This is a genomic window from Pseudomonas sp. (genome assembly GCF_030698175.1).
Lineage (GTDB): Bacteria > Pseudomonadota > Gammaproteobacteria > Pseudomonadales > Pseudomonadaceae > Aquipseudomonas.
Genome location: NZ_JAUYNT010000017.1, coordinates 194,499 through 217,608 on the forward strand (window position 1 = coordinate 194,499; position 23,110 = coordinate 217,608).

General features: G+C 60.6%; 27 protein-coding genes. 13 read left to right on the forward strand and 14 right to left on the reverse strand.

Features of this window, described 5'->3' with window-relative positions; translation table 11 throughout:
* The first annotated feature begins 63 nt into the window (after nucleotides 1-63).
* The 3 genes from Q8R10_RS08690 (at nucleotide 64) to Q8R10_RS08700 (ending at nucleotide 2,571) form a co-directional block, all read left to right on the forward strand.
* Nucleotides 64-705 carry an MBL fold metallo-hydrolase gene (locus tag Q8R10_RS08690; protein ID WP_305652894.1) on the forward strand — a complete coding sequence of 214 codons (642 nt, stop codon included), beginning with the start codon at nucleotides 64-66 and terminating at the stop codon, nucleotides 703-705.
* A gap of 78 nt (nucleotides 706-783) precedes the next feature.
* Nucleotides 784-1,464, forward strand: coding sequence for an OmpA family protein (locus Q8R10_RS08695; RefSeq protein WP_305652896.1), 681 nt, complete (start codon nucleotides 784-786; stop codon nucleotides 1,462-1,464).
* Nucleotides 1,465-1,611: 147 nt separating this feature from the next.
* A complete protein-coding gene (locus tag Q8R10_RS08700) occupies nucleotides 1,612-2,571 on the forward strand; it encodes a DegV family protein (RefSeq protein ID WP_305652897.1) in 960 nt (319 codons plus the stop codon).
* On the opposite strand, the gene Q8R10_RS08705 is transcribed toward Q8R10_RS08700, so the two are convergent.
* From Q8R10_RS08705 to folM, 9 genes are all read right to left on the reverse strand, one after another.
* Nucleotides 2,568-3,734, reverse strand: a complete 1,167-nt coding sequence (locus Q8R10_RS08705) for a glycosyltransferase family 1 protein (protein ID WP_305652898.1) — start codon at nucleotides 3,732-3,734, stop codon at nucleotides 2,568-2,570. The two genes, Q8R10_RS08700 and Q8R10_RS08705, sit on opposite strands and share 4 nt — an antisense overlap.
* Nucleotides 3,735-3,802: 68 nt before the next feature.
* Nucleotides 3,803-3,982, reverse strand: coding sequence for a hypothetical protein (locus Q8R10_RS08710; protein WP_305652900.1), 180 nt, complete (start codon nucleotides 3,980-3,982; stop codon nucleotides 3,803-3,805).
* Between the two features lie 97 nt (nucleotides 3,983-4,079).
* On the reverse strand, nucleotides 4,080-4,829 hold the full coding sequence (cysZ, locus tag Q8R10_RS08715) for a sulfate transporter CysZ (RefSeq protein WP_305652901.1): 750 nt from the start codon (nucleotides 4,827-4,829) through the stop codon (nucleotides 4,080-4,082).
* A 42-nt stretch (nucleotides 4,830-4,871) separates the two neighbouring features.
* Nucleotides 4,872-6,845 (reverse strand): diguanylate cyclase domain-containing protein, encoded by a 1,974-nt coding sequence (locus tag Q8R10_RS08720; protein WP_305652903.1) that lies wholly within the window; start codon nucleotides 6,843-6,845, stop codon nucleotides 4,872-4,874.
* 344 nt (nucleotides 6,846-7,189) lie between these two features.
* Nucleotides 7,190-7,531: a HopJ type III effector protein gene (locus tag Q8R10_RS08725; protein ID WP_305652904.1), complete on the reverse strand. Its 342-nt coding sequence runs from the start codon at nucleotides 7,529-7,531 to the stop codon at nucleotides 7,190-7,192.
* Nucleotides 7,528-7,821, reverse strand: coding sequence for a DUF1244 domain-containing protein (locus Q8R10_RS08730; RefSeq protein ID WP_371133304.1), 294 nt, complete (start codon nucleotides 7,819-7,821; stop codon nucleotides 7,528-7,530). The genes Q8R10_RS08725 and Q8R10_RS08730 overlap by 4 nt, the downstream gene beginning before the upstream one ends.
* A 70-nt stretch (nucleotides 7,822-7,891) precedes the next feature.
* Nucleotides 7,892-8,266: a dihydroneopterin triphosphate 2'-epimerase gene (folX, locus tag Q8R10_RS08735; RefSeq protein WP_305652905.1), complete on the reverse strand. Its 375-nt coding sequence runs from the start codon at nucleotides 8,264-8,266 to the stop codon at nucleotides 7,892-7,894.
* A 2-nt stretch (nucleotides 8,267-8,268) separates the two neighbouring features.
* Complete coding sequence (gene folE / locus Q8R10_RS08740; RefSeq protein ID WP_305652906.1) at nucleotides 8,269-8,829, reverse strand: GTP cyclohydrolase I FolE; 561 nt, start codon at nucleotides 8,827-8,829, stop codon at nucleotides 8,269-8,271.
* Between the two features lie 22 nt (nucleotides 8,830-8,851).
* On the reverse strand, nucleotides 8,852-9,562 hold the full coding sequence (gene folM, locus Q8R10_RS08745; protein ID WP_305652907.1) for a dihydromonapterin reductase: 711 nt from the start codon (nucleotides 9,560-9,562) through the stop codon (nucleotides 8,852-8,854).
* 189 nt (nucleotides 9,563-9,751) lie between these two features.
* Here folM and Q8R10_RS08750 point away from each other — a divergent pair, with 189 nt between their 5' ends.
* Nucleotides 9,752-10,702, forward strand: coding sequence for a MerR family transcriptional regulator (locus Q8R10_RS08750; protein WP_305652908.1), 951 nt, complete (start codon nucleotides 9,752-9,754; stop codon nucleotides 10,700-10,702).
* A gap of 60 nt (nucleotides 10,703-10,762) precedes the next feature.
* Here the strand turns inward: Q8R10_RS08750 and Q8R10_RS08755 are convergent, their stop codons facing one another.
* A complete protein-coding gene (locus tag Q8R10_RS08755) occupies nucleotides 10,763-11,377 on the reverse strand; it encodes a PilZ domain-containing protein (protein WP_305652909.1) in 615 nt (204 codons plus the stop codon).
* 70 nt (nucleotides 11,378-11,447) lie between these two features.
* On the reverse strand, nucleotides 11,448-11,894 hold the full coding sequence (locus Q8R10_RS08760; RefSeq protein WP_305652910.1) for a PAS domain-containing protein: 447 nt from the start codon (nucleotides 11,892-11,894) through the stop codon (nucleotides 11,448-11,450).
* Between the two features lie 103 nt (nucleotides 11,895-11,997).
* Between Q8R10_RS08760 and Q8R10_RS08765 the strand changes: the two genes are divergently transcribed.
* The 6 genes from Q8R10_RS08765 (at nucleotide 11,998) to Q8R10_RS08790 (ending at nucleotide 16,793) form a co-directional block, all read left to right on the forward strand.
* Nucleotides 11,998-12,450: a flavodoxin gene (locus tag Q8R10_RS08765; protein WP_305652912.1), complete on the forward strand. Its 453-nt coding sequence runs from the start codon at nucleotides 11,998-12,000 to the stop codon at nucleotides 12,448-12,450.
* 206 nt (nucleotides 12,451-12,656) lie between these two features.
* A complete protein-coding gene (locus tag Q8R10_RS08770; RefSeq protein ID WP_305652913.1) occupies nucleotides 12,657-13,433 on the forward strand; it encodes a class II aldolase/adducin family protein in 777 nt (258 codons plus the stop codon).
* Nucleotides 13,433-14,311, forward strand: a complete 879-nt coding sequence (locus Q8R10_RS08775; protein WP_305652915.1) for an alpha/beta fold hydrolase — start codon at nucleotides 13,433-13,435, stop codon at nucleotides 14,309-14,311. Before Q8R10_RS08770 ends, Q8R10_RS08775 begins: the two co-directional genes overlap by 1 nt.
* Nucleotides 14,312-14,347: 36 nt before the next feature.
* Nucleotides 14,348-14,881, forward strand: a complete 534-nt coding sequence (locus tag Q8R10_RS08780) for a DUF1569 domain-containing protein (protein WP_305652916.1) — start codon at nucleotides 14,348-14,350, stop codon at nucleotides 14,879-14,881.
* A 113-nt stretch (nucleotides 14,882-14,994) separates the two neighbouring features.
* Nucleotides 14,995-15,906 (forward strand): SDR family oxidoreductase, encoded by a 912-nt coding sequence (locus tag Q8R10_RS08785; protein WP_305652918.1) that lies wholly within the window; start codon nucleotides 14,995-14,997, stop codon nucleotides 15,904-15,906.
* 113 nt (nucleotides 15,907-16,019) lie between these two features.
* Nucleotides 16,020-16,793 (forward strand): crotonase/enoyl-CoA hydratase family protein, encoded by a 774-nt coding sequence (locus Q8R10_RS08790; RefSeq protein ID WP_305652919.1) that lies wholly within the window; start codon nucleotides 16,020-16,022, stop codon nucleotides 16,791-16,793.
* 93 nt (nucleotides 16,794-16,886) lie between these two features.
* Here the strand turns inward: Q8R10_RS08790 and Q8R10_RS08795 are convergent, their stop codons facing one another.
* The 3 genes from Q8R10_RS08795 to Q8R10_RS08805 all read right to left on the reverse strand — a co-directional run bounded on the left by Q8R10_RS08795 (nucleotide 16,887) and on the right by Q8R10_RS08805 (nucleotide 19,687).
* Complete coding sequence (locus Q8R10_RS08795) at nucleotides 16,887-17,228, reverse strand: cupin domain-containing protein (protein ID WP_305652921.1); 342 nt, start codon at nucleotides 17,226-17,228, stop codon at nucleotides 16,887-16,889.
* Between the two features lie 193 nt (nucleotides 17,229-17,421).
* Nucleotides 17,422-18,828 (reverse strand): FAD-binding oxidoreductase, encoded by a 1,407-nt coding sequence (locus tag Q8R10_RS08800; protein WP_305652923.1) that lies wholly within the window; start codon nucleotides 18,826-18,828, stop codon nucleotides 17,422-17,424.
* 49 nt (nucleotides 18,829-18,877) lie between these two features.
* On the reverse strand, nucleotides 18,878-19,687 hold the full coding sequence (locus Q8R10_RS08805; protein WP_305652979.1) for a nuclear transport factor 2 family protein: 810 nt from the start codon (nucleotides 19,685-19,687) through the stop codon (nucleotides 18,878-18,880).
* A 184-nt stretch (nucleotides 19,688-19,871) separates the two neighbouring features.
* Here Q8R10_RS08805 and Q8R10_RS08810 point away from each other — a divergent pair, with 184 nt between their 5' ends.
* The 3 genes from Q8R10_RS08810 (at nucleotide 19,872) to Q8R10_RS08820 (ending at nucleotide 23,105) form a co-directional block, all read left to right on the forward strand.
* Nucleotides 19,872-20,894, forward strand: a complete 1,023-nt coding sequence (locus tag Q8R10_RS08810; RefSeq protein WP_305652924.1) for a Glu/Leu/Phe/Val dehydrogenase dimerization domain-containing protein — start codon at nucleotides 19,872-19,874, stop codon at nucleotides 20,892-20,894.
* A gap of 92 nt (nucleotides 20,895-20,986) precedes the next feature.
* On the forward strand, nucleotides 20,987-22,111 hold the full coding sequence (gene pdhA, locus Q8R10_RS08815) for a pyruvate dehydrogenase (acetyl-transferring) E1 component subunit alpha (RefSeq protein ID WP_305652926.1): 1,125 nt from the start codon (nucleotides 20,987-20,989) through the stop codon (nucleotides 22,109-22,111).
* Nucleotides 22,104-23,105, forward strand: a complete 1,002-nt coding sequence (locus tag Q8R10_RS08820) for an alpha-ketoacid dehydrogenase subunit beta (RefSeq protein ID WP_305652928.1) — start codon at nucleotides 22,104-22,106, stop codon at nucleotides 23,103-23,105. Before pdhA ends, Q8R10_RS08820 begins: the two co-directional genes overlap by 8 nt.
* Nucleotides 23,106-23,110 lie beyond the last annotated feature (5 nt).

The following is a 23,110-nucleotide window of genomic DNA, read 5'->3' on the forward strand; positions in this document are numbered from 1 at the left end:
GGTCGCCAGCGTTTCGCGGGTTGTGCCAAAATTGCGTCATTACTGATTTCGGAGCTTCACTCGATGACCGTGCCAGCCACCCTGATCCGCGAAACCTTCCCCGTCGGGCCTTTGCAGTGCAACTGCACCATCATTGGCGATCCGCTGACCAAGAAAGCCATAGTGGTCGATCCGGGTGGCAACCCTGAGTTGATCATGGCCAAGCTTGAAGCTCATGGCCTCAAGGTAGTGAGCATCATTCATACCCACGCGCATCTGGATCACTTCTTGGCCTCTGGGCAGATGAAGGAGAAAACCGGCGCCACTTTGCACCTGCACAAGGAGGATCAGTTCCTCTGGGATAATCTTGAGATGCAGTGCGGCATGTTCGGTGTGCCCTATGTGCCGGTACCGCCGCCGGATCAGTGGTTGAGTGATGACCAAGCGTTGGATTGCGGTTGTGGCGTGGCGCTGCACACCCCAGGACACACGCCGGGGTCGATGAGCTTTTGGTTTCCGGAGGCGAAGCTGTTGATTGCTGGCGACACGCTGTTTCGCGGCGGTATTGGCCGCACCGATTTGTGGGGCGGCGATTACCCAACCATCGAGCGCTCGATCAAGCAGCGTTTGTATACTCTGGATGAGGACGCCACCGTGGTTACCGGCCATGGCCCGGATACCCGCTTGGGTGATGAAATGCGCAGTAACCCTTACGTGCGGGCTTGAAGCGGAATTTTCTGCAGCCTTTGTGCTCCAATAACCAACGCCCATCAGGGCCGATTAAACGTTCAGGAGTTACACCCTATGTTTACCCCGAGTCGCCTGTTGATTGCCGCCACTGCGGTGGCTTTGTTGGCCGGTTGCGCGTCGCAAAATCCCTATGACAATCAACCGCCAAGCAGCAATAAAACCGCTAAATACGGTGGCCTTGGCGCGTTGGCGGGCGCCGCTGCGGGTGCTTTGATCAACCATGATAATCGTGGCAAGGGTGCGCTGATCGGCGCCGCGGTAGCCGGTGCGGCCGGTGCCGGTTACGGTTACTACGCCGACAAACAAGAGGCCGAGCTGCGGCAAAGCATGCAGGGCACCGGTGTTGAGGTGCAGCGCCAGGGCGATCAGATCAAACTGATCATGCCGGGCAATATCACCTTCGCCACCGACTCGGCCGAGATCGTCAGCAACTTCTATGCACCGCTGAATAACCTCGGGACTTCGTTCAAGCAGTTCAACCAGAACAGCATCGAAATCGTTGGTTTTACCGACAGTACCGGCAGCCGTCAGCACAACATGGACCTGTCCCAGCGGCGCGCCCAGAGCGTGGCCAATTACCTAACCGCGCAAGGGGTGGATGGCACGCGCTTGTCGACCCGTGGCGCCGGCCCGGATCAGCCGATTGCCAGCAACGCGACTGCCGATGGCCGCGCGCAAAACCGTCGGGTTGAAGTCAATCTGCGGCCGCTGCCCGCTCAGCCGCCGCAGCAGTAAGTTTGCCGCTGATCGGAGCCCGCCATTCGGCGGGCTTTTTTCTGCGCGCGAAAAACCCACATTCAGTTGGGGCAGACGGCGGATGGCTGTGCGCGTAAAGTGATGCGCATCACAATAAGCGCCGCGACAGCGGCCGGGGAGTTAGCTGTGCGTGTGGGCCTGGTAGTGGATGCAACCTGCGATTTACCCGCTGAATTTTTACAGGCGCATGGCGTGCGGGTGTTGCCGATTGTGCTGAATGTGGCTGGCCAGCGCTTTATTGATAGACGCGAGCCGCAGGCGACTCAGGCGTTTTATCAGCAGCAATTGCCGACTGTGCAGGCGGGCGACCATAGCCAGCCGTTGCCGGTGCTGGAGTTGCAACAATGGTTGCTGGAAGAGCTGGTCAACGAGTTTGATTACCTGTTGTGCCTGACGGTGTGCAGCCAGCGCAGCCAGATTTTTGAGCATGCGACCCAGGCCTCTTTTGGCTTGTTGCAGTGTTACCGCGAACGGCGGGCTGCCGCCGGTTTGACTGGGCCCTTTGCGATGCGGGTGATCGACAGTAAAAGCGTGTTTGCCGGGGTGGGCTTGCTGGCCGCCGAAGCGCTGCGGTTGATTGGCAGTGGCGCCCATCCGAATGCTATCCGCACGCGGTTGGAACAGCTGGCCGGGCAGACGTGCACCTTTATCGTCGCCGATGATCTGGCCCATTTACGCCAGCGCGGCTTTCAAAAGGGTGATCGCAGCGGCTTGCTCGACAAGGTGCGTGGTGCGGCCCTGGGGCTGGGCTCGCTGCTGGATGTAAAGCCGGTGTTGAGCGTGCAAAGCGGCGCCGACAAGCCGGTGGCCTTGTCGCCGAGCTTTGAGAAATCCGCCGAAAAGCTCTTTGCCCATGCGGCCAGACGGGTGGCCGCCAATGAACTGTTGGCGCCGCAACTGTGCCTGAGCTACGCCGGCGATTTGTCGGTGGTGCGCGACTTGCCTGGCTTCGGCGCCCTGGAACAGCTCTGCGCCGAGCGGGCGGTGGCCCTGCAGCTGTCGATGCTCAGCGCCACCGGCGCGATCAACCTGGGCCGTGGCGCCTTGAGCCTGGCTTACGCCGCGCCGGCCAAGGCTTTCGATTAAGCCGCAGTTGCGCGCAGGTAGCTTTCCAATAGTTCAATAGTCGTCTCCCAGCCTTGCCGGCTGGCGTGTTGCCGGGCGTTCAGGCGGACGCGGCGCAGGGTTTCGCGCTCGGCCAATAGCCACACCGCGGCGGTGCTAAAACCACTGTTGTCGTGCGGCAGTGCCAGGGCGCCGTTATGGCCGTGGCGAATCTGTTGGCTGGCGGCGGCCTGGTCAAAGGCCACCACCCCAAGGCCTGAGGCCAGGGCTTCGAGCAGTACATTGCTGGCGCTTTCGTGCACGCTGGGCAGCAGCAACAGATCGCCCGAGGCAAGGTGTTCGGCCAGCGCCGCGCCGCGTTGCTGGCCGCTAAAGATCGCGTTCGGTAGCGCCCGTTGTAGGGCCTCGCGTTGCGGGCCGTCACCGATCAGGATCAGTTTGAACTGGCGCTGCGGATAGGCCGCTTGCAAGGCCTGAAAGCTAGGCGCAAGCACAGCGAGGTTGTGCTCGGCGGCCAAGCGGCCGACATGCAGCACGGCGATGTCGTCCTCGTGCAAGCCCCAACTGGCGCGCAAATTACCGTTACGTTGGTGTGGATGAAACAACTGGCCATCGACGCCGTTGGCGAGTAACTGCACATGCTGAAAGCCGCGGCGGGTTAACTCAAGGCACTGGTTGGTGCTGGGCACCAAGGTTAGTTGCGCGCGGTTGTGAAACCAGCGCAGGTAATGGGTCAGCAAGCGACTTAGCAAGCCTCGTTCAGAATGATTGGCATAGTGCTGAAAACTCGTGTGAAAACCGCTGACCACCGGGATTCCCAAGCGCCGCGCCGCCCACAGTGCGGACAGCCCCAACGGGCCTTCGGTGGCGATATAGAGCACGTCTGGGCGTTGCAGTTGCCAGTGACGGAATAGTTTACGCCGCGCCGACAACCCCCACTGCAGACCTGGATAACCAGGTAGCGGCCAGCCGTGGGTCAGTAACAACTGGGCGTCACTGCGCCGATTAGCGTCGCTGCTTTGCCGTGGCCGGACGATTTGCAGCCGATGGCCACGGGCGCTAAGGCCTGCAGATAGACGGCCAAGGATGCTGGCCAGGCCATTGGTTTCGGGTGGGAAGGTTTCGCTGATCAGGGCGATATGCAGGCTGGCGTCGGTCATGGCCACAGTGTCGGCTGCGGCCATGTTGTCAGTGTGACACAGCGGTTACGCCTTTGTGACGGTGGCCGCGCGGCGCCGGGCCGGTGTGCGCCTCAGGTGTTGCGCCGACGCGGTGGCGGGGCGGGTTGGTCTTGCAGCACTGCGGCCACTTCGCGGGCCAGGGTTTCGGAGCTGAAAGGGCCGGCAATCTGCTCGCCCTTTTCGCGGCAGACCCACCATTCGCCTTTAATCTGGGACACGATGTTGCCGTTTACGCTGTGTTCACTGCTCATGTTCTGCTCTCGTAAGCTGGACTGGATAACTGACGCTAAGTGTAACGGCAATGCCGGTAGTGCGAGCCTGCCGCGAGCGCCGTTGGGCAATCAATGCTTAAGGCTGTGATGGGGCTGCTGCATCGCGCTCGCGCACCCAAAACAGCGTGGCACCGGCCACCGCGGCCGGCATCATGAGGATATTGACGAAGGGGATCAGCAGCGCCAGATAGGTAATGCCGCCAAACCCCAAGCTCTGCCAGCGCTTCGCGCGCAACCAGGCGAGCATCTCGTCCCAGCTGACTTTGTTGTTGTCGGCCGGGTAGTCGATGTACTGCACGGCCATCATCCACACGCCAAACAGCAACCACAGCGGTGCGGCGGCAATGTTCAGCACCGGTATAAACGACAGGATCAGCAGGCCAATGCTGCGCGGCAAGAAATAGCTCAACTTGCGCAGCTCCCGACCCATGGTGCGCGGCACCATGGCCGTCAACTCAGCCCAGCTAAAGGCCGGGAAATTGTCTTCGCCACGGACGACTATCTCGACCTTCTCGGCCAGAAAACCGTTAAAGGGCGCGGCGATGATATTGGCCAGCAGGTTGAAGCTGAAAAACACCATCAGCAGCACCAGCAGCACAAACAGTGGCCAGAGGATGTATTCAAGAAAACTCAACCAGCTCGGTAGGCTGGGCATAAACGCCTCGACCCAGCCGTTGAACTGCTGCAGCGAGACGGCGATCAAGCCGACAAACACCAACAAGTTAATCGCCAGTGGCAACAATACAAAGAGTCGCAGACCTGGGCTGAGGATCAATTTGAGGCCTTCGCGCAGGTATTGCGGGCCAGAGAGTAGCGGGGCGGTCATGGCGGTGTTCCAAAAGAGGATGACCGCGCGACCTTAGCGGTTTTACTCGGGGGAGGAAAGCTTGGCCGGCTGATAGATACAGGCGCGATTACGCTGTTCCTTGGCTTCATACATGGCGATGTCGGCGGCTTTAATCAGGCCTTCAGCGTATTTGGCATGCTCTGGGTAGATGGCAATGCCGATGCTGGGGGTGACAAAATCGATCAGCACGTCACCGTGTTTGAACGGCTGGCTGAGGCGGCTGATGAGTCGCTCGGCGAGTTTCAGGGCGGCGGGTTGATCGGCTTCGGGCAACAATACGGTGAACTCGTCGCCACCCAGGCGATAGGCCCAGTCGGGCTGGCGCAAGGAATTACGCAGCCGCTCGGCAATGGTTTGCAGCAGCAAATCGCCAATGTCATGGCCAAATTGGTCGTTCACTTCTTTGAAGTGGTCCAGGTCCAGGTACAGCAGCGCCAGTGTCTGCTGCCTGTGCTGCATGTGCTCCAGGCAGCTTTGCAATTGTTCGCCAAAGGCTTTGCGGTTGCCCAGGCCGGTTAACGGGTCGCGATAGGCCATGTCGATCAGTTGGTTCTGGTAGGCCATTTGCTCGCTGGTGTCGCGCACAATGCCGCGCCAACCAATGATGTGCCCCAGGTGGTCATGCATGGCCGCCAGGCGTGCTTCAAAGTGGCCGAAGCTGCCGTCGCGGCGTTTGAATTGGGCGGCCAGAATATTCTCACTGCTGCCCTGGGCAAGCTGTTGCAGGAGGGTTTGCGTGCGCAGCGTGTCATCCTCGTTAAGGACTTGCTTGAAGTTGCGGCCATGCAGTTCAGTACGGTTGTAGCCAAAAATATTCGCCAGGGCATCGTTGGCGCTGATCAGCTTGCCGCTGGTATCCACTTCAAAATAGCCCTCGTTGATCGAGTCGAGAATCAGTTGCTCGCGCGACTCGCTTTGGCTCAGGCGCTCGAACATGTTGTTCAGGGCGTGGGCCAGTTGGCCGAGTTCGTCGTTGCCCTGATCGGTCAAGCGCGGCAGTTGGCTGTTGGCACCGATCAGGGTGACCTCGCGGTGAATTCGCTGCAGGCGGCGCAACACCCAAAATTCCAAGCTTAGGTAAATCAGCAGCAGCGCCAGCACACCGACGGTGACGGTCAGCAGCAGAAAGAACCAAATGGCTTGCTGGCCTTCTTGGCGCAGGCGCCGGCCCTCGTTGATGCGTAACGCCAGCTCGGGTTGGTTGAGCTGGTTGCTAAATTGCAAGTCGAGTTGTTGCTGCTGGTTGTCGAGCAAGCGCCGCGGGCCGATTTTCAGGCCGTCCAAGCTGCTGTCCGGTGGCATTACCAGGCTATCCCAGTGCAGGGTTTCGCTGGCTGGATCGGTCAGTAGCAGCTTGCCATCTACCTGGTTTTGCAAGCTTGAAAAGCGCTCGGCATCGATAAAATGACCGGCGATCAAGATGCCAATCGGCGCGGAGTAACTTTGGCTGTCAGTGATGGGGCTGGCCACCAGCAACAACGGCGTGCCTTGCAGCATCAGCAGTTGACCGCGGCCATCAAGGTTTTGCTCGGCGGTACTTTGCTGGGCGAGTTGTTTGCCCAGCTGCAGTATGTCGCTGCGCAGACTCTCGTAACTGCTGGGGCGCAGGCTGCCGACGCTGAGCATTTGCTCCAGTTCCGGCGGTTGCCATTGCTCGGTCACCACCTGGCCCTTGAGATCGAGGTAAATCATAAAATCAAAGCCGAGCAAGGCCAGTGATTGTTCGTCCATATTGCTGCGCACGAAATCCGGGTACTTGCCTTGCATAAACTCGTAGCTGTCATCCCACTCGGAGTAGGTTTTGAGCAGGTCGAGGTTGCGCGTCACTAGGGTGTCTAAACGACTGCGCAGGGGCTCGACATCATTGAGCAGCAGGACACGGTCTTGTACGTCGAAGCGGCTGAGTAAAATGCGTTCCGACAGGCCATAAGCAAACACCAACGTTAGCGCTAGTAAGGGGGTGAATAACCAAAGCAGGCGTTTGCGTAAGGTCATACCAGGGGATATCCGAGAGGGCTGCAGGGGCAGTATAGCAATGCCACTGCAGTTGCCTGGTGGCGCTAAGGTTGCTGCTGGCGAGTGGCCGTCGGTCTGCTTGGTTGCGTCTAGCGGGCACGCAAGCGGGGCAGTTGCTGGGCTAATTGTTGAACATGCGCAAGGCGCTCATAGCCCCGAGTCAGCTCGCCACTTTGGCGGTTGTAGCAAGTGTCGGCGGCGCCGCACCGGGTCAGTCGCAGAGGTAGTCCATGGGACGGGGCAAAGGTTTCACTGGCGCGCTTGGTACGGCTTGCAGTTTTCTGTTGGCGCCCTATCGACGCTGGTCCAAGCGCTGGCCTGGTTTAAGCCTTGCGTTGCAGGCTCGGTTGGGCAAAACGTACCCCAGTTAAGCCACTGTCGATCAGGGCGCGGATATTGCCGTGGTCGTTGCCCGCTGGGCTGGCGAGTACGGCGCGGTAGTGTTCGCCGAAGGCCAGCAAGGTTTCCTCCAGGCTAAAACCTTCCAGCAGGGCCAAACCCAGGGTTTTGCATGAGCCTTCATTTTGTCCGGGCGGATTTTCCAGCGTGCCATTGCTGAAGGCGCTGGGTTGGTAGTCGTAGTGTTCGGCAATAAAGGCCAGGGTCTGGCTGAACTGATGCTGGTCGCTGCGCAGTTGGGCGCGAAAACTGCTGAGTGAACTCATGGCTTGTGCACCTTAGCAAAGGCTGCTTGTTGCTCGGTGCTGGCGTCTTTTTGGTATTTGTTCTTCCAGTCGCTGTAGGGCATGCCGTAAATCTCTTCGCGGGCTTGCTCGACGCTGACGCTGACGCCCAGGTCATCGGCGGCGGCTTTGTACCACTTGGATAAACAGTTGCGGCAAAAGCCGGCTAGGTTCATCAGCTCGATATTTTGCACGTCGGGCCGTGAGCGCAAATGTTGCACCAGTTGGCGGAAGGCGGCGGCGTCGAGTTCGAGGCGTTCTTGCTCGGTCATGGCGGTGCTCTCAATGGGCTCAATGGGGGAGTGGGTAGTGGCTAATGGAAAAGTGGGTAGTAGGACAGCGTTAAGTTCGACAGGCTGCCAGGGTGATGGATACCGATTGAGCAAAGCGCAGGGCGTGCGGCTTGTCGACTTCCACTTCGGCGTAGCAGACCGCCGGGTGCGCCATCACCAGATCGAGCAACTCTTGGGTCAGGCGTTCGAGCAGGGCAAAGCGGTTGCCTTCCACATGTTGGATGATCGCCTTGGTGATGGTCCGGTAGTTCAGGGCGTGGTCGATATCGTTGTCACGCACGGCGTCGATGGCGGGATAGAGAATGGTTAGGTTGATCAACACATCCTGCTTGTTGAGGATTTCGTCTTCTTTGATGCCAATAAAGGTGCGCACGCTGAGGTCTTTAATGCGGATGCGCGCCATGCCTGGTTGCAGTTGCGTCATGTTCAGTGGCTCCGGCCAATCAGTTGTAAAAATTCTTGCCGGGTATTGGCCGACTCGCGAAAGGCGCCGAGCATTACCGAGGTGTTCATCACCGAGTTCTGTTTCTCGACGCCGCGCATCATCATGCACATATGTTGCGCTTCGATCACCACCGCCACGCCGGCGGCGTTGGTGACCTGGGCAATGGCGTCGGCGATTTGCCGGGTGAGGTTTTCCTGGATCTGCAGGCGGCGGGCAAACATGTCGACAATTCGCGCGATCTTCGACAGCCCCAGCACCTTGCCGGTTGGAATATAGGCCACATGGGCCTTGCCGATAAAGGGCAGCAGGTGGTGTTCGCATAACGAATACAGCTCGATGTTTTTGACTATCACCATCTCGTCATTGTCGGAGGCGAACAGCGCGCCATTGACTATCTCATCGACGCTTTGCGCGTAGCCGTGGCAAAGGTACTGCATGGCCTTGGCGGCGCGCTTGGGGGTGTCGAGCAAGCCTTCGCGTTCAGGGTCTTCACCCAGACCAAGCAGGATCTGGCGGTAATGTTCGGGCAGTTCTGAGTTCATGGGGGTTTCCTCGGCGGGCCATTTATTTAAGGTGGCGGCCGCCATTGACCGTCAAGGTAGTGCCGGTTACGTAAGGGCTGTCGAGCAGGTAACGCAGGCTTTGATAGAGCACCTCGGGGCCGGGCTCGATGCCCAGCGCCGACTTGTTTAAGGCGTTGCTGCGGTAGTCCGCTGGGTCGTCTGGGTGAAACAGCAGCAGCGCCGGGGCTATGCCGTTGACCTTGATCTGCGGGGCAAAACGCGCGGCAAATGACCGGGTCAGGTTGTCGAGACCGGCTTTGCTGGCGCTGTAGGCCGTGTGTTTGGCACTGCCGGTGCGGGTCACGTCATCACTGATATGGACTATGTCGGCCGGGCTTGAGCGCTGCAACAGCGCCTGGCAATGCAGGTTGATCAGGTAGGGCGCGAGCATATGCACGCTAAACAGCTGCTGAAAAACCGCCGCCTCATCGCCTGGGGTTTCGGCCAGCCAGTCGGAGGCGTTGTGGACTATGGCGCGCAGGCAGTCGGTGTGGCTGTGCAGGCGTTCGATGAAATCAAGAATGCCGGCTTCGCTGGCAAAGTCGGCCGGCAAGGTCAGCGCACCACGCTGGCGCAGTAAGGCTAAACCTTCACGCTCCGAGCGGTAGCTGACGATCACCGGATAGCCGTCATCCAGCAGGCGCAGCGCGCAATGCAAACCGACGCGTTGGCTGGCGCCGGTGATCAAAATGGGGGCGGATGACTGACCCATGATTACCTCATAAAGCTGCGGTGACAAACTGGCGCATTATGCGGGGCATAACGTTATACCGATATTTATTCTGCTAAAACCATGTGTGACTGCGGTCAGTGGATTTGCTCGGCCTATATACAAAACGTGTACGGGATAAGCCGGCGATTCACTGTTGTACAATGCCGGCAACCTAATTGAGTAATTACCATGACCGAGCTTGCTGCGTTAACCCTGGCTTCGGCGGCGCTTAAGCAAGCAGAGCTGTTTCCGATTCGCGAGGTGTCGCGGCTAACCGGGGTTAATCCGGTAACCCTGCGTGCCTGGGAGCGGCGCTATGGTCTGATTCAGCCAACCCGCACCGAGAGCGGCCACCGGCTCTACTCCCAGGCCAATATCGAGGCGATTCAGAGCATTCTGACTTGGCTTGAGCGTGGGGTTGCGGTCAGCAAGGTCGGTAAGATTCTGCAGCGTAATGAGCTGGCGCAAACCAGTGTGGCGCCGGTTTGTCACGACGTAGCCAGTGGCGAGTGGGGTGAGTGGCAGCAGCAACTACGACGCGCGCTGAGTAGTTTTGATGAGGCGCGCCTGGAACAGTTGTATGGGCAGATCTTCTCCAGCTATCCGCTGGTCGTGGTGTTTCAGGATGTGCTGATGCCGTTGTGGCAGCAGTTAATGCAGCGCCAGGACGAATTTGGCCGCACCAGTGAATGGCTGTTTTTCGACAATTTTTTGCGCGCCCGTGCTTTGCAGCGCCTGCAGCTGGCCCGTGGCGTCGGCGATATGCGGGTGGTGTTGGCGGCGCTGCCGGGGCAATGTCACGAGCTGGAGTTGCTGGTCTGCGGGTTGCTGCTGGGCGGCACGGATATTGTCCTCAGCGTGTTGGCGCAAGGCCAGCCGCTGGCGGAGTTGACTCTGGTCTGTGAGAAGTTGCAGCCGCAACTGCTGGTGCTGTTTTCCAATCGTCCGCCGGCCTCCGGCTTGGTTCGCCAGTTGGGGCGTTTAGCGCTCACCCTGGATTGCCCGCTGGCGCTTGCCGGCGAGGTTGCAGAACTGGCAGCCGAGCAGCTTTCGGGGTCGGCTATTGCGTGCCTGGGTAATGCGACAAACGGCTTGCAACGGCGCATACAGCAACTGCTGCGTGGCCATCTGGATACCTAAGCTCAGTTTATGTTGGCGCAACCTGCAGCCCGTTTAGAACGGTTGCTGGCTGCGTTCAATTTAGGCTTGGCGTGGTTGCAGTTGCGGGTGGGCCAGGCGGTGCTGCTGGAAGATGAAGTGCCGCAGGCGCTCGCCATGACTGCCCGGCAGTAAGTCCAGGCGAAAGGCGGTCAGTTGCTTGGAGACGCGGCGTACACGGCAACCGCAGAGTCTGATGGGCTCTTGTCCCGGTAATGGCAACCAGAGGTTGAAGTTTTCCGGTAGTGAGTGTTGTTGGCAGTTATCGAGCAATACGCCGCTGGGGGAAATTTCGTAGACGCGCAGACTGCTTTCTTGCCCGTTTTCGTTCAATAGCGTTACCGGGCGCTCTAAAACGAGGCGCCAAGAGCGCTGTACTGCGCCTTGCTGGAAGATTCCGGGAGCGCCGAGTTCTAAGTGCAACGCATGAAACTCGTCCTCCACCAATTGCAGTGGAAAGCTCAGACGCTGATCGCCGAAATTGGCCTCAAGCTTTAGCTCGGAATGCTTGCCAAGTCCCGCCAGCAGCGCGTTAGCTGTCGCACCGCCATCAACCCGAAAGCTTGGGGTTGGCAGTGAACCATTGCTCAAGCTGGTGCCGAGAATCTGCTGGATATAGGCCAGTTCATCGTGGCTGAGTAGGGATTTTTTCGACATGGCAGAATTCTGGCGAAAGGTCGGTTAATAAAGAACAAGCAAGTTGCAGACCTTTAGGTTGGTGTTAAGTTCAGATTTTAAGTGCGGCTAACTCGGCACGCAGTTGTTGCACTTGCTCTTGCAGCTCGCTAACGCGCTGCTCGGCGGCCACTTGAGCACTGACATCCTTTTGTATGCCAATGAAATACGTCAGTTGGTCGGCTTGGTTAAATACCGGGGTGATCGACAGTTCATTCCAGAACGCGCTGCCATCTTTGCGGTAATTGCGGATTATTTGTCGGCAGGGACGTTTTTCTTTAACGGCGGCGCGGATGACGTCGAGCCCCGCCTGTTGCCGATCGTCGGCCTGCAGGAAGCGGCAATCCTGATAGAGGATGTCATCGGCGCTATAGCCGGTGAGGCGCTCGAATGCGGGGTTGGCATAGATCAGGATGTTGTCGTCGCCCTCTTGCTCGGCCACCACGATGCCGTCATTGCAGGCATTGATCACCAGTTGCAGTAATTTGGCGCTAATCATCTGTGGCTCCAGGGCGTGCAGGTAGGGCGCAGTCTAAAACATCCAGGGCGAGTCTGTACTTGCGGCATAATATTGCTGATATCTGTATGTTTCTGGAGTTGTAATGAAAATCGCCATACTGTCCGGCTCTGTTTATGGTACCGCCGAAGAAGTTGCCCATCACGCCGAAAAACTGCTCAAGGCCGCCGGTTTAAACGCCTGGCATAAGCCGCGCGCGCAACTGGCCGATGTCCAGGCCTTTGCCCCGCAAGCCTTCTTGGTGGTGACCTCGACCACCGGCATGGGCGAGTTGCCGGACAACTTGCAGCCGCTGTACTTTGCCATTCGCGACCATCTACCGGCCTGGCATGGTTTGCCGGGCGCGGTGTTGGCCCTGGGCGATTCCAGTTATGGCGAGACCTTTTGCGGCGGCGGTGAGCTGGTGCGCGAGCTGTATGCCGAGTTAGGTATTCGTGAGGTGCTGCCGATGTTGCGCCTGGATGCCAGTGAAACCGCCAGCCCCGAGCTGGATGCCGAGCCCTGGTTGGCCGACTTCATCAGCGCACTAAAAGCCTGATGCAACCGCGCGTCGCGCAGCTAATCGAGCAGCTGAAATTGCAAGCCCATCCCGAGGGCGGCTCTCCTGAGCTGCTGTGACTCGCTGGGTCACTCCGCTGGCTGCCAAGGCGACTGTCGTGGTTTGAATCTCTCGCTAGACTGCTAGGCACTTGCTGCCGCGCCCTGCGCGTGGGCAGCGCCTAACAATAAAGCGAGGTGATCCTGATGAATGCTCCTACCGCCATTACCAGTGTCAAAACCCAAGTCAGCGCCGCCGAGTGGCAAGCGCGGGTCGATCTGGCCGCCTGTTACCGGCTGATTGCCCTGCATGGCTGGGATGACCTGATCTTCACCCATATATCGGCCAAGGTGCCGGGCAGCGAAGACTTTCTGATCAACCCCTATGGGCTGATGTTTCATGAAATCACCGCCTCCAGCCTGGTTAAGGTCGATCTGAACGGCAGCAAGCAGATGGACAGCCCGTTCGAGATCAACCCGGCCGGCTACACCATCCACAGCGCCGTGCATGAAGTGCGGCATGACGTGAACTGCGTGTTGCACACCCACACCGCCGCCGGTGTGGCGGTGGCCGCGCAAAAAGCCGGGATCTTGCCGTTGTCGCAGCAGTCGCTGTTTGTCCTGGCCAGCCTGTCGCACCACGACTACGAAGGCGTGGCCCTCAATCATGAAGAGAAAGCTCGTCTGCAGGCCGATCTGGGCAATACCAATTTCATGCTGCTGCGTAACCACGGCCTGATGACCTGCGCCGGCAGCATCGCCGATGCGTTTTTGATGATGTTTATCTTCCAGCGCACCTGCGAAATCCAGGTCATGGCGCAGAGCGGTGGTGGTGAGTTGCTGCATATCCCACAGGTGATTCTCGACGGCGCGCGGGCGATGATCAGCGGCGTGATGCGCAGCCCAACCGGCATGGGCGGCGCACTGCCGTGGCCGGCACTGCTGCGCAAGCTGGATCAGCAGAATCCCGGTTACGACAACTAATGGCCCTGGCCGGGATTGCCCTGGCGCAGTGGCGCGGGCAGAGCCAGGAATTCAGCTTCAAGGGCTTTACGATTCGCTATTGGACGGCCGGGCAGGGCAAGCCATTGTTGCTGATTCATGGTTTTCCGACTGCCGCCTGGGACTGGCATTACCTGTGGCAACCGCTGAGCGAGCGTTATCAGCTGATCGCCTGCGACATGCTCGGCTTTGGCGATTCAGCCAAACCGCGCCAGCATGCCTACAGCCTGCTGGAACAGGCCGATTTGCAGCAGGCCTTGCTGGCCCATCTGGGCATCGCCGAGCCCGTGCATCTGCTGGCCCATGATTATGGCGACAGCGTCGCCCAGGAGTTGCTGGCACGCCATTACGAGGGCCGCATAGCGCTTGCAAGCTGTGTATTTCTCAATGGCGGGTTGTTTCCCGAAACGCACCGACCGTTGCTGGCGCAGCGGTTGCTGTTGAGCCCGCTGGGACCGCTGCTGGGCAAGCTGTTTAACCGGCAAAAACTGGCGCGCAACTTTAGTCGAATCTTGGGCTCCGACACTCAAGCCAGCGCCGCCGAGCTGGATGACTTTTGGTCGTTGATTGCCAGCAATAATGGCCCGACGGTGCTGCATTTATTGATCCGCTATATACCCGAGCGGCGCGTGCAGCGTGACCGTTGGCTGGCGGCGATGCAGCGCGGCGAGCTGCCCTTACGACTGATCGTTGGTGCTGTTGACCCGATTTCTGGCGTGCATATGCTGGTGCGCTATCGTGAACTGCTACCGAACGCCGACTACGTTTTGTTGAACACTATCGGCCACTACCCGCAGACAGAAGCACCGGCTGAGGTGTTGCAGCACTATCTGCAATTTCGGCAAGCAGAAGATCCCTAGCACTGTTTCTACGACAACAATAATAGGAGGCTAAGTATGCAGCGTCGTCATTTCCTTCAACTCGCCACTCTCACCGGTGTGGCGGCCTTAGGCGCTGGTTACTGGAGCTTGCCAGCCGGTGCCAGGCCGGCGGCCTTGAGCATAGAGGGAGCGCTGCAATCACTTGATCGGCTGGTGGCCAAGCAACTGGTCAGCCTGCAGGGCTGGAGCCCGGCGCAGGTGTTTAACCACTGTGCCCAGAGTGTCGACTATTCCATTGATGGTTATCCCGAACTTAAAGCGGCCTGGTTTCGCCATTCACTGGGGCTGGCGGCCTTCAGCGTATTTGCTAGCCGCGGCGCCATGCGTCATCCCTTGACGCAGCCAATTCCCGGCGCCCCGGCGCTCGATGCCCCGAGCGATCCGACCTTAGCGCTGCAGCGCTTGCAGGCCGCGTTGGTGCGTTTCGCCGCGCACACCGGCAAGTTGCAGCCGCACTTCGCCTATGGCGCCCTGACGCACGCCGAGTATGCGCAGGCCCATGTGCTGCATCTGTATAACCACCTGAGCCTGATTACTCCGGTCGGCTAGGCGCCCATCGCGCGCTGTTATTGCACGGCATTCAGCGGCGCGACTGTGGTTGTCGCGGCTGCCGGTCTGGCTGACACTCAAACCATCACCAATACGCGCCGGGAGCCGAATAAATGAGCAACGCCATACGTTTTGACGACAAAGTTGTGATTGTCACCGGCGCCGGTGGCGGCCTGGGTCGCGCCCATGCGTTGCTGTTCGCCAAGCATGGCGCGCGGGTGGTGGTAAACGACCTGGGCGGCAGCAGCCACGGCGAAGGCGCCAATGCCTCGGCTGCCGACTTGGTGGTGGCCGAAATTCGCGCCGCTGGCGGCACGGCAGTGGCCAACCACGACTCGGTCACCGATGGCGGCAAGATCGTGCAGAACGCCCTGGACAGCTTTGGCCGCGTCGATGTGCTGGTCAATAACGCCGGCATTTTGCGCGACAAGAGCTTCCACAAGATGGAAGACGCCGACTGGGACCTGGTCTACAAGGTTCATGTCGAAGGCGCCTACAAAGTTACCCACGCCGCCTGGCCACACCTGCGCGAGCAAAACTTTGGCCGGGTGATCTTCACCGCCTCCACCTCGGGCATCTACGGCAACTTTGGCCAGAGCAACTACGGCATGGCCAAGCTGGGTCTCTATGGCCTGACTCGCACCCTGGCGCTGGAAGGGCGTAAAAACAACATTCTGGTCAATGCCATCGCCCCCACGGGCGGCACGCGGATGACCGAAGGCTTGATTCCGCCCCAGGTGTTTGAGCAACTCAAGCCTGAGCTGATCAGCCCGTTGGTGGTTTATTTGGGCAGTGAAGAGTGCGCAGAAACGGCGGGCCTGTTTGAAGTCGGCGGCGGCTGGATCGGCAAGGTGCGCTGGGAGCGCAGCCTGGGCGCCGGCTTTGATCCGCGCCAGGGTTTCAGCCCGGAAGATGTGGCCGCCCAGTGGCAGCAGATTTGCGACTTTACCGGCGCCGCCCATCCCCGCGACAACCTCGAGGCGATGAAAGAGATGATGGCCAACTTGCAAAAATTTGCCGGTTGATCGAGTCAGCCACTGGGGCGGATCGGCCAGTCCGCTAACGCCCCGTCGTCCCGCCCGCTATGGTTAAGGCCAGCATTTTGATGCTGGCCTTTTCATTTTCACGAGGGTGACCCATGAGTGTGCGAGTCGAAAAAAACGGCGCGGTAACCACCCTTATTATCCAGCGGCCCGAGGTGCGCAATGCCGTTGATCGGCCGACCGCCGAAGCCTTGGCGGCGGCTTTACGTGCCTTTGAACAAGATGATCAGGCCCGCGTCGCGGTGCTGGTCGGCGCGGGCGGTAATTTTTGCGCTGGCGCCGATCTTGTCGCCGTGGCTGAGGGCGGCGCGCGGCGCAATCGACTCGAACCTGAGGGCGACGGGCCCATGGGCCCCAGCCGTATGCTCCTGAGCAAACCGTTGATTGCCGCCATCGAAGGCTTCGCCGTGGCTGGCGGGCTGGAACTGGCGTTGCTGGCGGATCTGCGGGTAATGGCCGAGGACGCCACCCTCGGGGTGTTCTGCCGGCGCTTCGGGGTGCCGTTGATCGACGGTGGCACTGTGCGTTTGCCGCGCATTATCGGTCAGGGTCGGGCTCTGGATTTAATCCTCAGTGGGCGCCCGGTGTTGGCCCCGGAAGCCTTGCAGATCGGTCTGGCTAACCGGGTGGTGGCCAGCGGCGCGGCGCGGGCAGTGGCCGAGCAGTGGGCTGCTGAATTGGCGGGGTTTCCCCAAGCCTGTTTGTTGGCTGATCGGGCCAGCGTGTATGGGCAGTGGAACTTGCCGCTGAACACAGCCCTGGCGGCCGAGTTTGCCGGCGGGCTCAAGGTGCTGGAGAGTGGTGAAAGTGTTGCCGGCGCTCGGCGCTTTATCGACGGCGCGGGGCGTCAGGGCCGGTTTGCCGAGTAGCCAGCCGCCGCCCGGTCTGGCGGCGGTTGGGCGCGTCGGCCGGCATGTCGAACCAGATCGGCGCGCCTTCCCTATTGTTTTTGGGGGATTGGCTTAGAAAATCAGCACATAGGTTTTGCGCACTGTGGTTTCGATGTCCCAGATGCCCGTGGTGTTGGCCGGCAGCATCAGCGCATCGCCGGCTTCGATCTGCAGGGTTTCGCCGCCGTCCGGGGTGAAGGTGCAGCGGCCCAGGACGAAATGGCAGAACTCCTGCTGGGTTACTTGCCGGCGCCAACGCCCTGGGGTGCATTCCCAGATGCCGGTCTCGACACCGTCGTCGCGCTCAATGTTGTAGCTGCAGGTCTGCGCAATCGGCTCGCCGAGGGGCACGGCCACCGGTGCTGAGTCCGGCAACGGAGTGCCGAGGGTGTTTTTGAAGTGATTGATGGTCATAGTCGGGCCTGTTTTTATTGGGGGTGAACAGCGGTCACGCGACGCTACTCCAGGCTGTGTGAAAACTACTGCGCTCGGTTATGCGGCGTTAAAAACAGGCTCAAAATGCTCATTTACAACTCGTAAACTGCGCTTTTTCGCCTGTTTTTGCCTTGCCTAACCTTCGCTCGCTACGTTTTCACACGGCCTGTGCTCAGCGCATAAAACCTTCCATAAAACTCGCCATGCGGATGGCCAGGTGGCGCCGCCAAGGCGGGCTGTGGGGGTTGGCCAACACCTGGTCTTCATGCACGAAGCTGCGGATGATCGCGTTGTAGCCCAGCCAGCGGCAGGGTTCGGGTGGCCAGGCGGCCAGGCTGCTGGGTGACTGGTCGTGCATGACCCAGGGCTGGCGGGTCAGCTCGCTGTCTTGGCCAAGAATCAAATCGGCCAGGGTGCGCCCGCCCAGATTGCTGGCGCCCACCCCTTCGCCGCCGTAGCCGCCAGTCAAGGCGACACCGCTGCGTCTATCGCAGAGCATGTGCGGATGAAAGCGCCGGTGCATGCCGAGGTTGCCGCCCCAGGTGTGGCTGATGCGTGCCTCTTTGAGCTGCGGGAAAAGTTCGCCAAACAGGTAGCGACGCAGCTCGACTTCGCCCTGGTTGAGGTTGAAATCGGTGCGCAACTGGCCGCCGAAGCGATAGCCGCCACGGGCGCCGAACACCAGGCGATCATCCCGGGTGCGTTGACCATAGGTGACCTGCCGGCTGCTTTCGCTAAACGCCTGACCGTGTTGCAAACCGATCTGCGCCCAGGTTTCGGCCGGCAAAGGTTCGGTGGCCACCAACAGGCTTTGCACCGGCAGCTGATAACGGCCGAGCGCTGGCAGGCTGCCGGCGTAGCCTTCGACGGCCGGCACTATCCAGTCGGCGCGTACTTCGCCCTGGGCGCAGCGCAGTAGCCCCGGTTGCCAGTCGAGCACCGGGCTCTGCTCGTACAGCTCAACTCCCAGTTGTTCGACGCAGCGCGCCAGGCCTCGGACCAAGCGAGCCGGTTGAATGGTGGCGCAGTGCGGTGAATAGATCGCGCCAAACGCCTGGGCGATGCGCAGCTGGGCGCTGAGTTCGCCCGGGTTTAACCAGCGGTAGTCGGCCTCGCTATGGCCGGCGGCATACAGGCTGTGCAGGTGTGCACGCTGAGCGCGTTCTTGTTCGGGGTAGCGGGCCGCACAATAGAGCACGCCGCCTTTACGAAAATCGCAGTCGATGGCTTCGCGTTGCAGCACGCTGGCCACTTCATCCGGGATGCCATGCAGCAACTGCGAGCTGGCATGTCGCTGTTCGGCGCTCAGTCCGGCGAGCAGGCGGTCCTCGCCGAGCATGGCGCCCATCAGCCAGCCGCCATTGCGGCCGCTGGCGCCGAAGCCGGCGATTTGCGCCTCGAGGATGACGATCCGCAGATGCGGCGCCTGACGTTTGAGGTAATAGGCGGTCCACAGACCGCTGTAGCCGGCGCCGATGATCGCCACGTCGGCGTGCAGGCTGGCGGGCAGGGTGGGGCGCGGCTGTAACGGCTCGTCGAGCTGGTCCATCCACAAGCTGATAGTGCGCCAATTGGTCATACGCCAGTTCCAGTCTGAGCCTGTTGAGTGCGTAGACTAGCGGCTGGGTTTAAGGCGTGTCGTGCGTGCGGGTCCGCAAGGAAAGTTGCAGTAAGTAGGCTTTGGGAGTCAGGCCGGTGTGCTGTCGAAAGCATTTGTAAAACGCCGACAGCGAGTTGAAGCCGGCGGCGAAGGCCAGTTCGTCGATGCGCGGGGTTCCCTGGCTGTTGGCCAGCGCCGCCAGCAGATGCTCCAAACGGGCCTGATTGACATAGCGGTAGAAGCTTTGCCCGAGCACCTGATTGAGCAAGTACGACAGCTGATTGCGGCTGTAGCCAGTAGCAGCGGCCACCTGCTGCAGGTCGAGGCTCGGCTCCAGGTAGGGTTGGGCACGCTGGAAATACTGCTGCAGGTCGTCGGCCAGCACCCCCAGTTGACGCGCGGACAACCCCAGGTGGCTGACCGCCGGCCGGTTGCTGGCAGGGGTTGGCGTTGTGCTGTGTGGATTGACCAGCACCGCATATTCGCGGATGCGCCAGATCAGTCCGTCGCGCACGGTGATGGCTTCGCTACTGCGAAAACAGCTCGAGCCGTCGCCGCCCTGCAGGTTCAGACGGTACTGAAAAAACGCCGTATCGCCGTCGACGCGAATCCTCTCCTGATGCTCGGGGGCTGCCCCGCAGAGCGAGTCGCGCACATAGTCGCGCAGCTGTGGGTAGTGAAAGCAGCAGTTCTGGAACAGGTCGTGGTACTCGATCTGCGGGTGATAGAGCGCCATCACCGCGTCGAGATCGCGGGCTTTCCAGCTCAGGTGGTAGCGCAACACCACGGCGCGGGTGGCGGCGGTGAGTGGATCGCAATCGGTGGGTTGCTCGGACATGGGCGGCTGGTCGGCAAAGGGATTGAGCATGCCTGAGACGCGCAGGCGCTTCAATTCATGCTCGGCGGTGCGGGTTGCTTTGCCGGTGGACGATACTTTGCTCGGCGCCCCTTGGGCCAGTTACTGCGCAGTCAGTCGCCTGCCTGCCTATACTCCCTGTAACTACCAAGGGGAGTGCGTTTGTATGTTTGCCATCATGCAAGCTGCCGGGCTTGAGGCGCTGCACCTGGCGCAAGATCCACACACCGGCCTGCAGGCCATCATCGCCATTCATAACACTCGCTTAGGTCCGGCGCTGGGCGGTTGCCGCTACTTGGTGTATCCCGACAGCCAAAGCGCGGCGGCCGATGCGGCGCTGTTGGCCAAAGGCATGAGCTACAAAGCTGCCCTGGCCGGTTTACCGTTTGGCGGTGGCAAGGCGGTGCTGATCCGCCCGGCCCATGTGCCCAGTCGCGCCGCGTTGTTTGAGGCGTTTGGGCGTTTTATCGAGACTCTCAAGGGGCGCTATATCACTGCCGTCGACAGCGGCACCTCGGCCGCCGACATGGATTGCATCGCCCAGCAAACCCAGCACGTCACCAGTACTACCACGGCCGGTGATCCCTCGCCGCATACCGCCATGGGGGTGTTTGCCGGGATTCGCGCCAGCGCCCTGGCGCGCTTAGGTACTGACGATTTACACGGCTTGCGAATTGCCGTGCAGGGTTTGGGTCACGTCGGTTTTGCCTTGGCCGAACAACTGGCGGCGGCCGGTGCCGAGTTGTTGGTCAGTGATCTGGACCCAGGTCGGCTGCAGCTGGCGGTTGAGCAGTTAGGTGCGCAGCCACGCACTACCGAAGACCTGGCTAGTAGCCCTTGCGATATTTTTGTGCCCTGCGGATTGGGTGGCGTGCTTAACCCGCAGACAGTGGCGCAACTGCATTGCGCAGTGGTGGCCGGGGCGGCCAACAATCAACTGGCCAACCCCGAGGTTGCTGAGCAGCTGGAGGCGCGTGGGATTCTGTATGCGCCCGACTATGTGATCAATTCCGGTGGGCTGATTTACGTCGCGCTCAAACACCAGGGCGCCAGTTTGGCGGAGATCACCAACCATCTGACCCAAATTAGCACGCGCCTGACCGATATCTACGCCCATGCCCAGGCCGAGAATCGCTCGCCGGCGCGGGTTGCCGACCAGCTCGCCGAGCGTTTGTTGTATCCCCGTTAGGCGTACCGCCCAGCACTCTGTCGGGCGCACGCCAGTCTGGGCGAATGCCGCTGTTGTTCCATCCATGCCGACCGTTATTGAGGAACGCAACGATGTTGAGCCAACCAGAACTTCGTTATACCCGCTACCTTGACCCCAGCGGCTTGCCGATTGCGCCGCTGCCGGCGTGGGCGGCGGATCATCAACTGTTGATCAAACTCTATCGGCAGATGCAACTGACCCGCTTGTTTGATTTGAAAGTGGTGGCCTTGCAGCGCACCGGGCGGATCGGCACCTATGCGCCCAATCTCGGCCAGGAGGCCATAGGCGTGGCCATCGGCAGCCTGATGCGGCCCACCGATGTGCTGGTGCCCTATTACCGCGACACCGCCGTGCAACTGATGCGTGGCGTGTTGATGGAGGAAATCCTGCTGTATTGGGGCGGCGATGAGCGCGGCAGTGCTTACCGCAACCCGGCAGTGGCAGAGGATTTTCCTATCTGCGTGCCGATCGCCACTCAGGCGCTGCACGCCTGTGGGGTGGCCAGTGCGTTCAAGATTCGTGGCCAGCAGCGCGTGGTGGTCACCACCTGTGGCGACGGCGCCACCAGCAAAGGTGATTTCCTCGAGGCACTGAACCTGGCGGGTACCTGGCAGCTGCCGATGGTGTTTGTGATTAACAACAACCAATGGGCCATCTCGGTACCGCGGCGCTTGCAGTGCGGCGCGCCGACCTTGGCGCAAAAGGCCATAGGTGCTGGTTTCCCTGGTGAACAGGTGGACGGCAACGATGTGCTGGCGGTTTACGAGCGCTTGCAAGTGGCCCTCGAACGGGCCCGCCACGGCAAGGGCCCGGTGTTGCTGGAGTGTCTGAGTTATCGTCTGGGCGATCACACCACCGCCGATGATGCGACCCGCTATCGCCCCGCGGAAGAGGTCAAACAGGCCTGGCAAGAGGAGCCGATCAAACGCCTGCAAGCCTACTTGGCCGCCCAAGGTCAATGGGATGAACACCGCGAGCAGGCACTGATTGCCGACAGCCAGGCACAGGTGCAACAGGCGGTGGCCGCCTACGAGGCGTTGGAACCTCAGCCGGCCTTGGCGGCGCTGGAGTATGTCTATGCCCAGTGGCCGGCAGCCTTGAACGATCAGCGTGAGCTGTTGCTGGAGCGCGCGGCGCGCCGTGTGCAGGCCGATCCGGGCGCCACGGCAGTGCCGGGAGGTGCTCGCCATGAGTGAAAAATCGGCAGTGCCGGTCAAACTCACCCTGCTCGAAGCGGTGAACCTGGCCCTGCACCGGGCCATGTTTGAAGACCCCAATGTGCTGCTCTTGGGCGAGGATGTGGGCGTCAATGGTGGGGTGTTTCGCGCCAGCCAAGGCTTGCGTGAGCGCTTTGGTTTCAAACGGGTGCTCGACACGCCGCTGGCGGAAACGATGATCGCCGGCGTTGCGATTGGCATGGCGGCGCAAGGACTGAAACCGGTGATGGAGATCCAGTTTCTCGGTTTTATCTATGCCGCCATGGAGCAGTTGGTCTCCCATGCCAGTCGCCTGCGTAATCGCACCCGTGGCCGCCTCAGTTGTCCGCTGGTGGTGCGCAGCCCGATGGGCGCCGGCATTCGTGCGCCTGAGCATCACAGTGAAAGCACCGAGGCCCTGTTTGCCCATATTCCTGGATTGCGGGTGGTGATTCCCTCCTCGCCGGCACGGGCTTACGGCTTGTTGCTGGCGGCGATTGACGACCCCGATCCGGTGATCTTTCTGGAGCCGACGCGCCTGTACCGGATGAACCCGCAAGTGCTGCTGGACGACGGCCAGCGCCTGCCCCTGGACAGCTGTTTCACCCTGCGCGAAGGCCACGACATCACCCTGATCAGCTGGGGCGCCAGCGTCCATGAAACCCTGCAAGCGGCGAGTGAGTTGACGTTGCAGGGCGTCTCGGTGGAGGTGATCGACGTCGCCTGCATCAAGCCGCTGGACCTCGACACCCTGGAAGCTTCGGTGCGCAAAACCGGGCGGGCGGTGATTATCCACGAGGCGCCGCGCTCCTGCGGGGTGGGGGCGGAAATCGCCGCCAGCCTCTATGAGCGGCTCTGGGTCGACCTGCAGGCGCCGATTTTGCGGGTCACGGCGCCGGATATCCCGCCACCGCTGTACCGTCTGGAACAACTTTATATTCCTGCGGTGGCGGACATTCTGGCCGCCTGTCACAGCAGCCTGAATTACAGCTAGCGAGG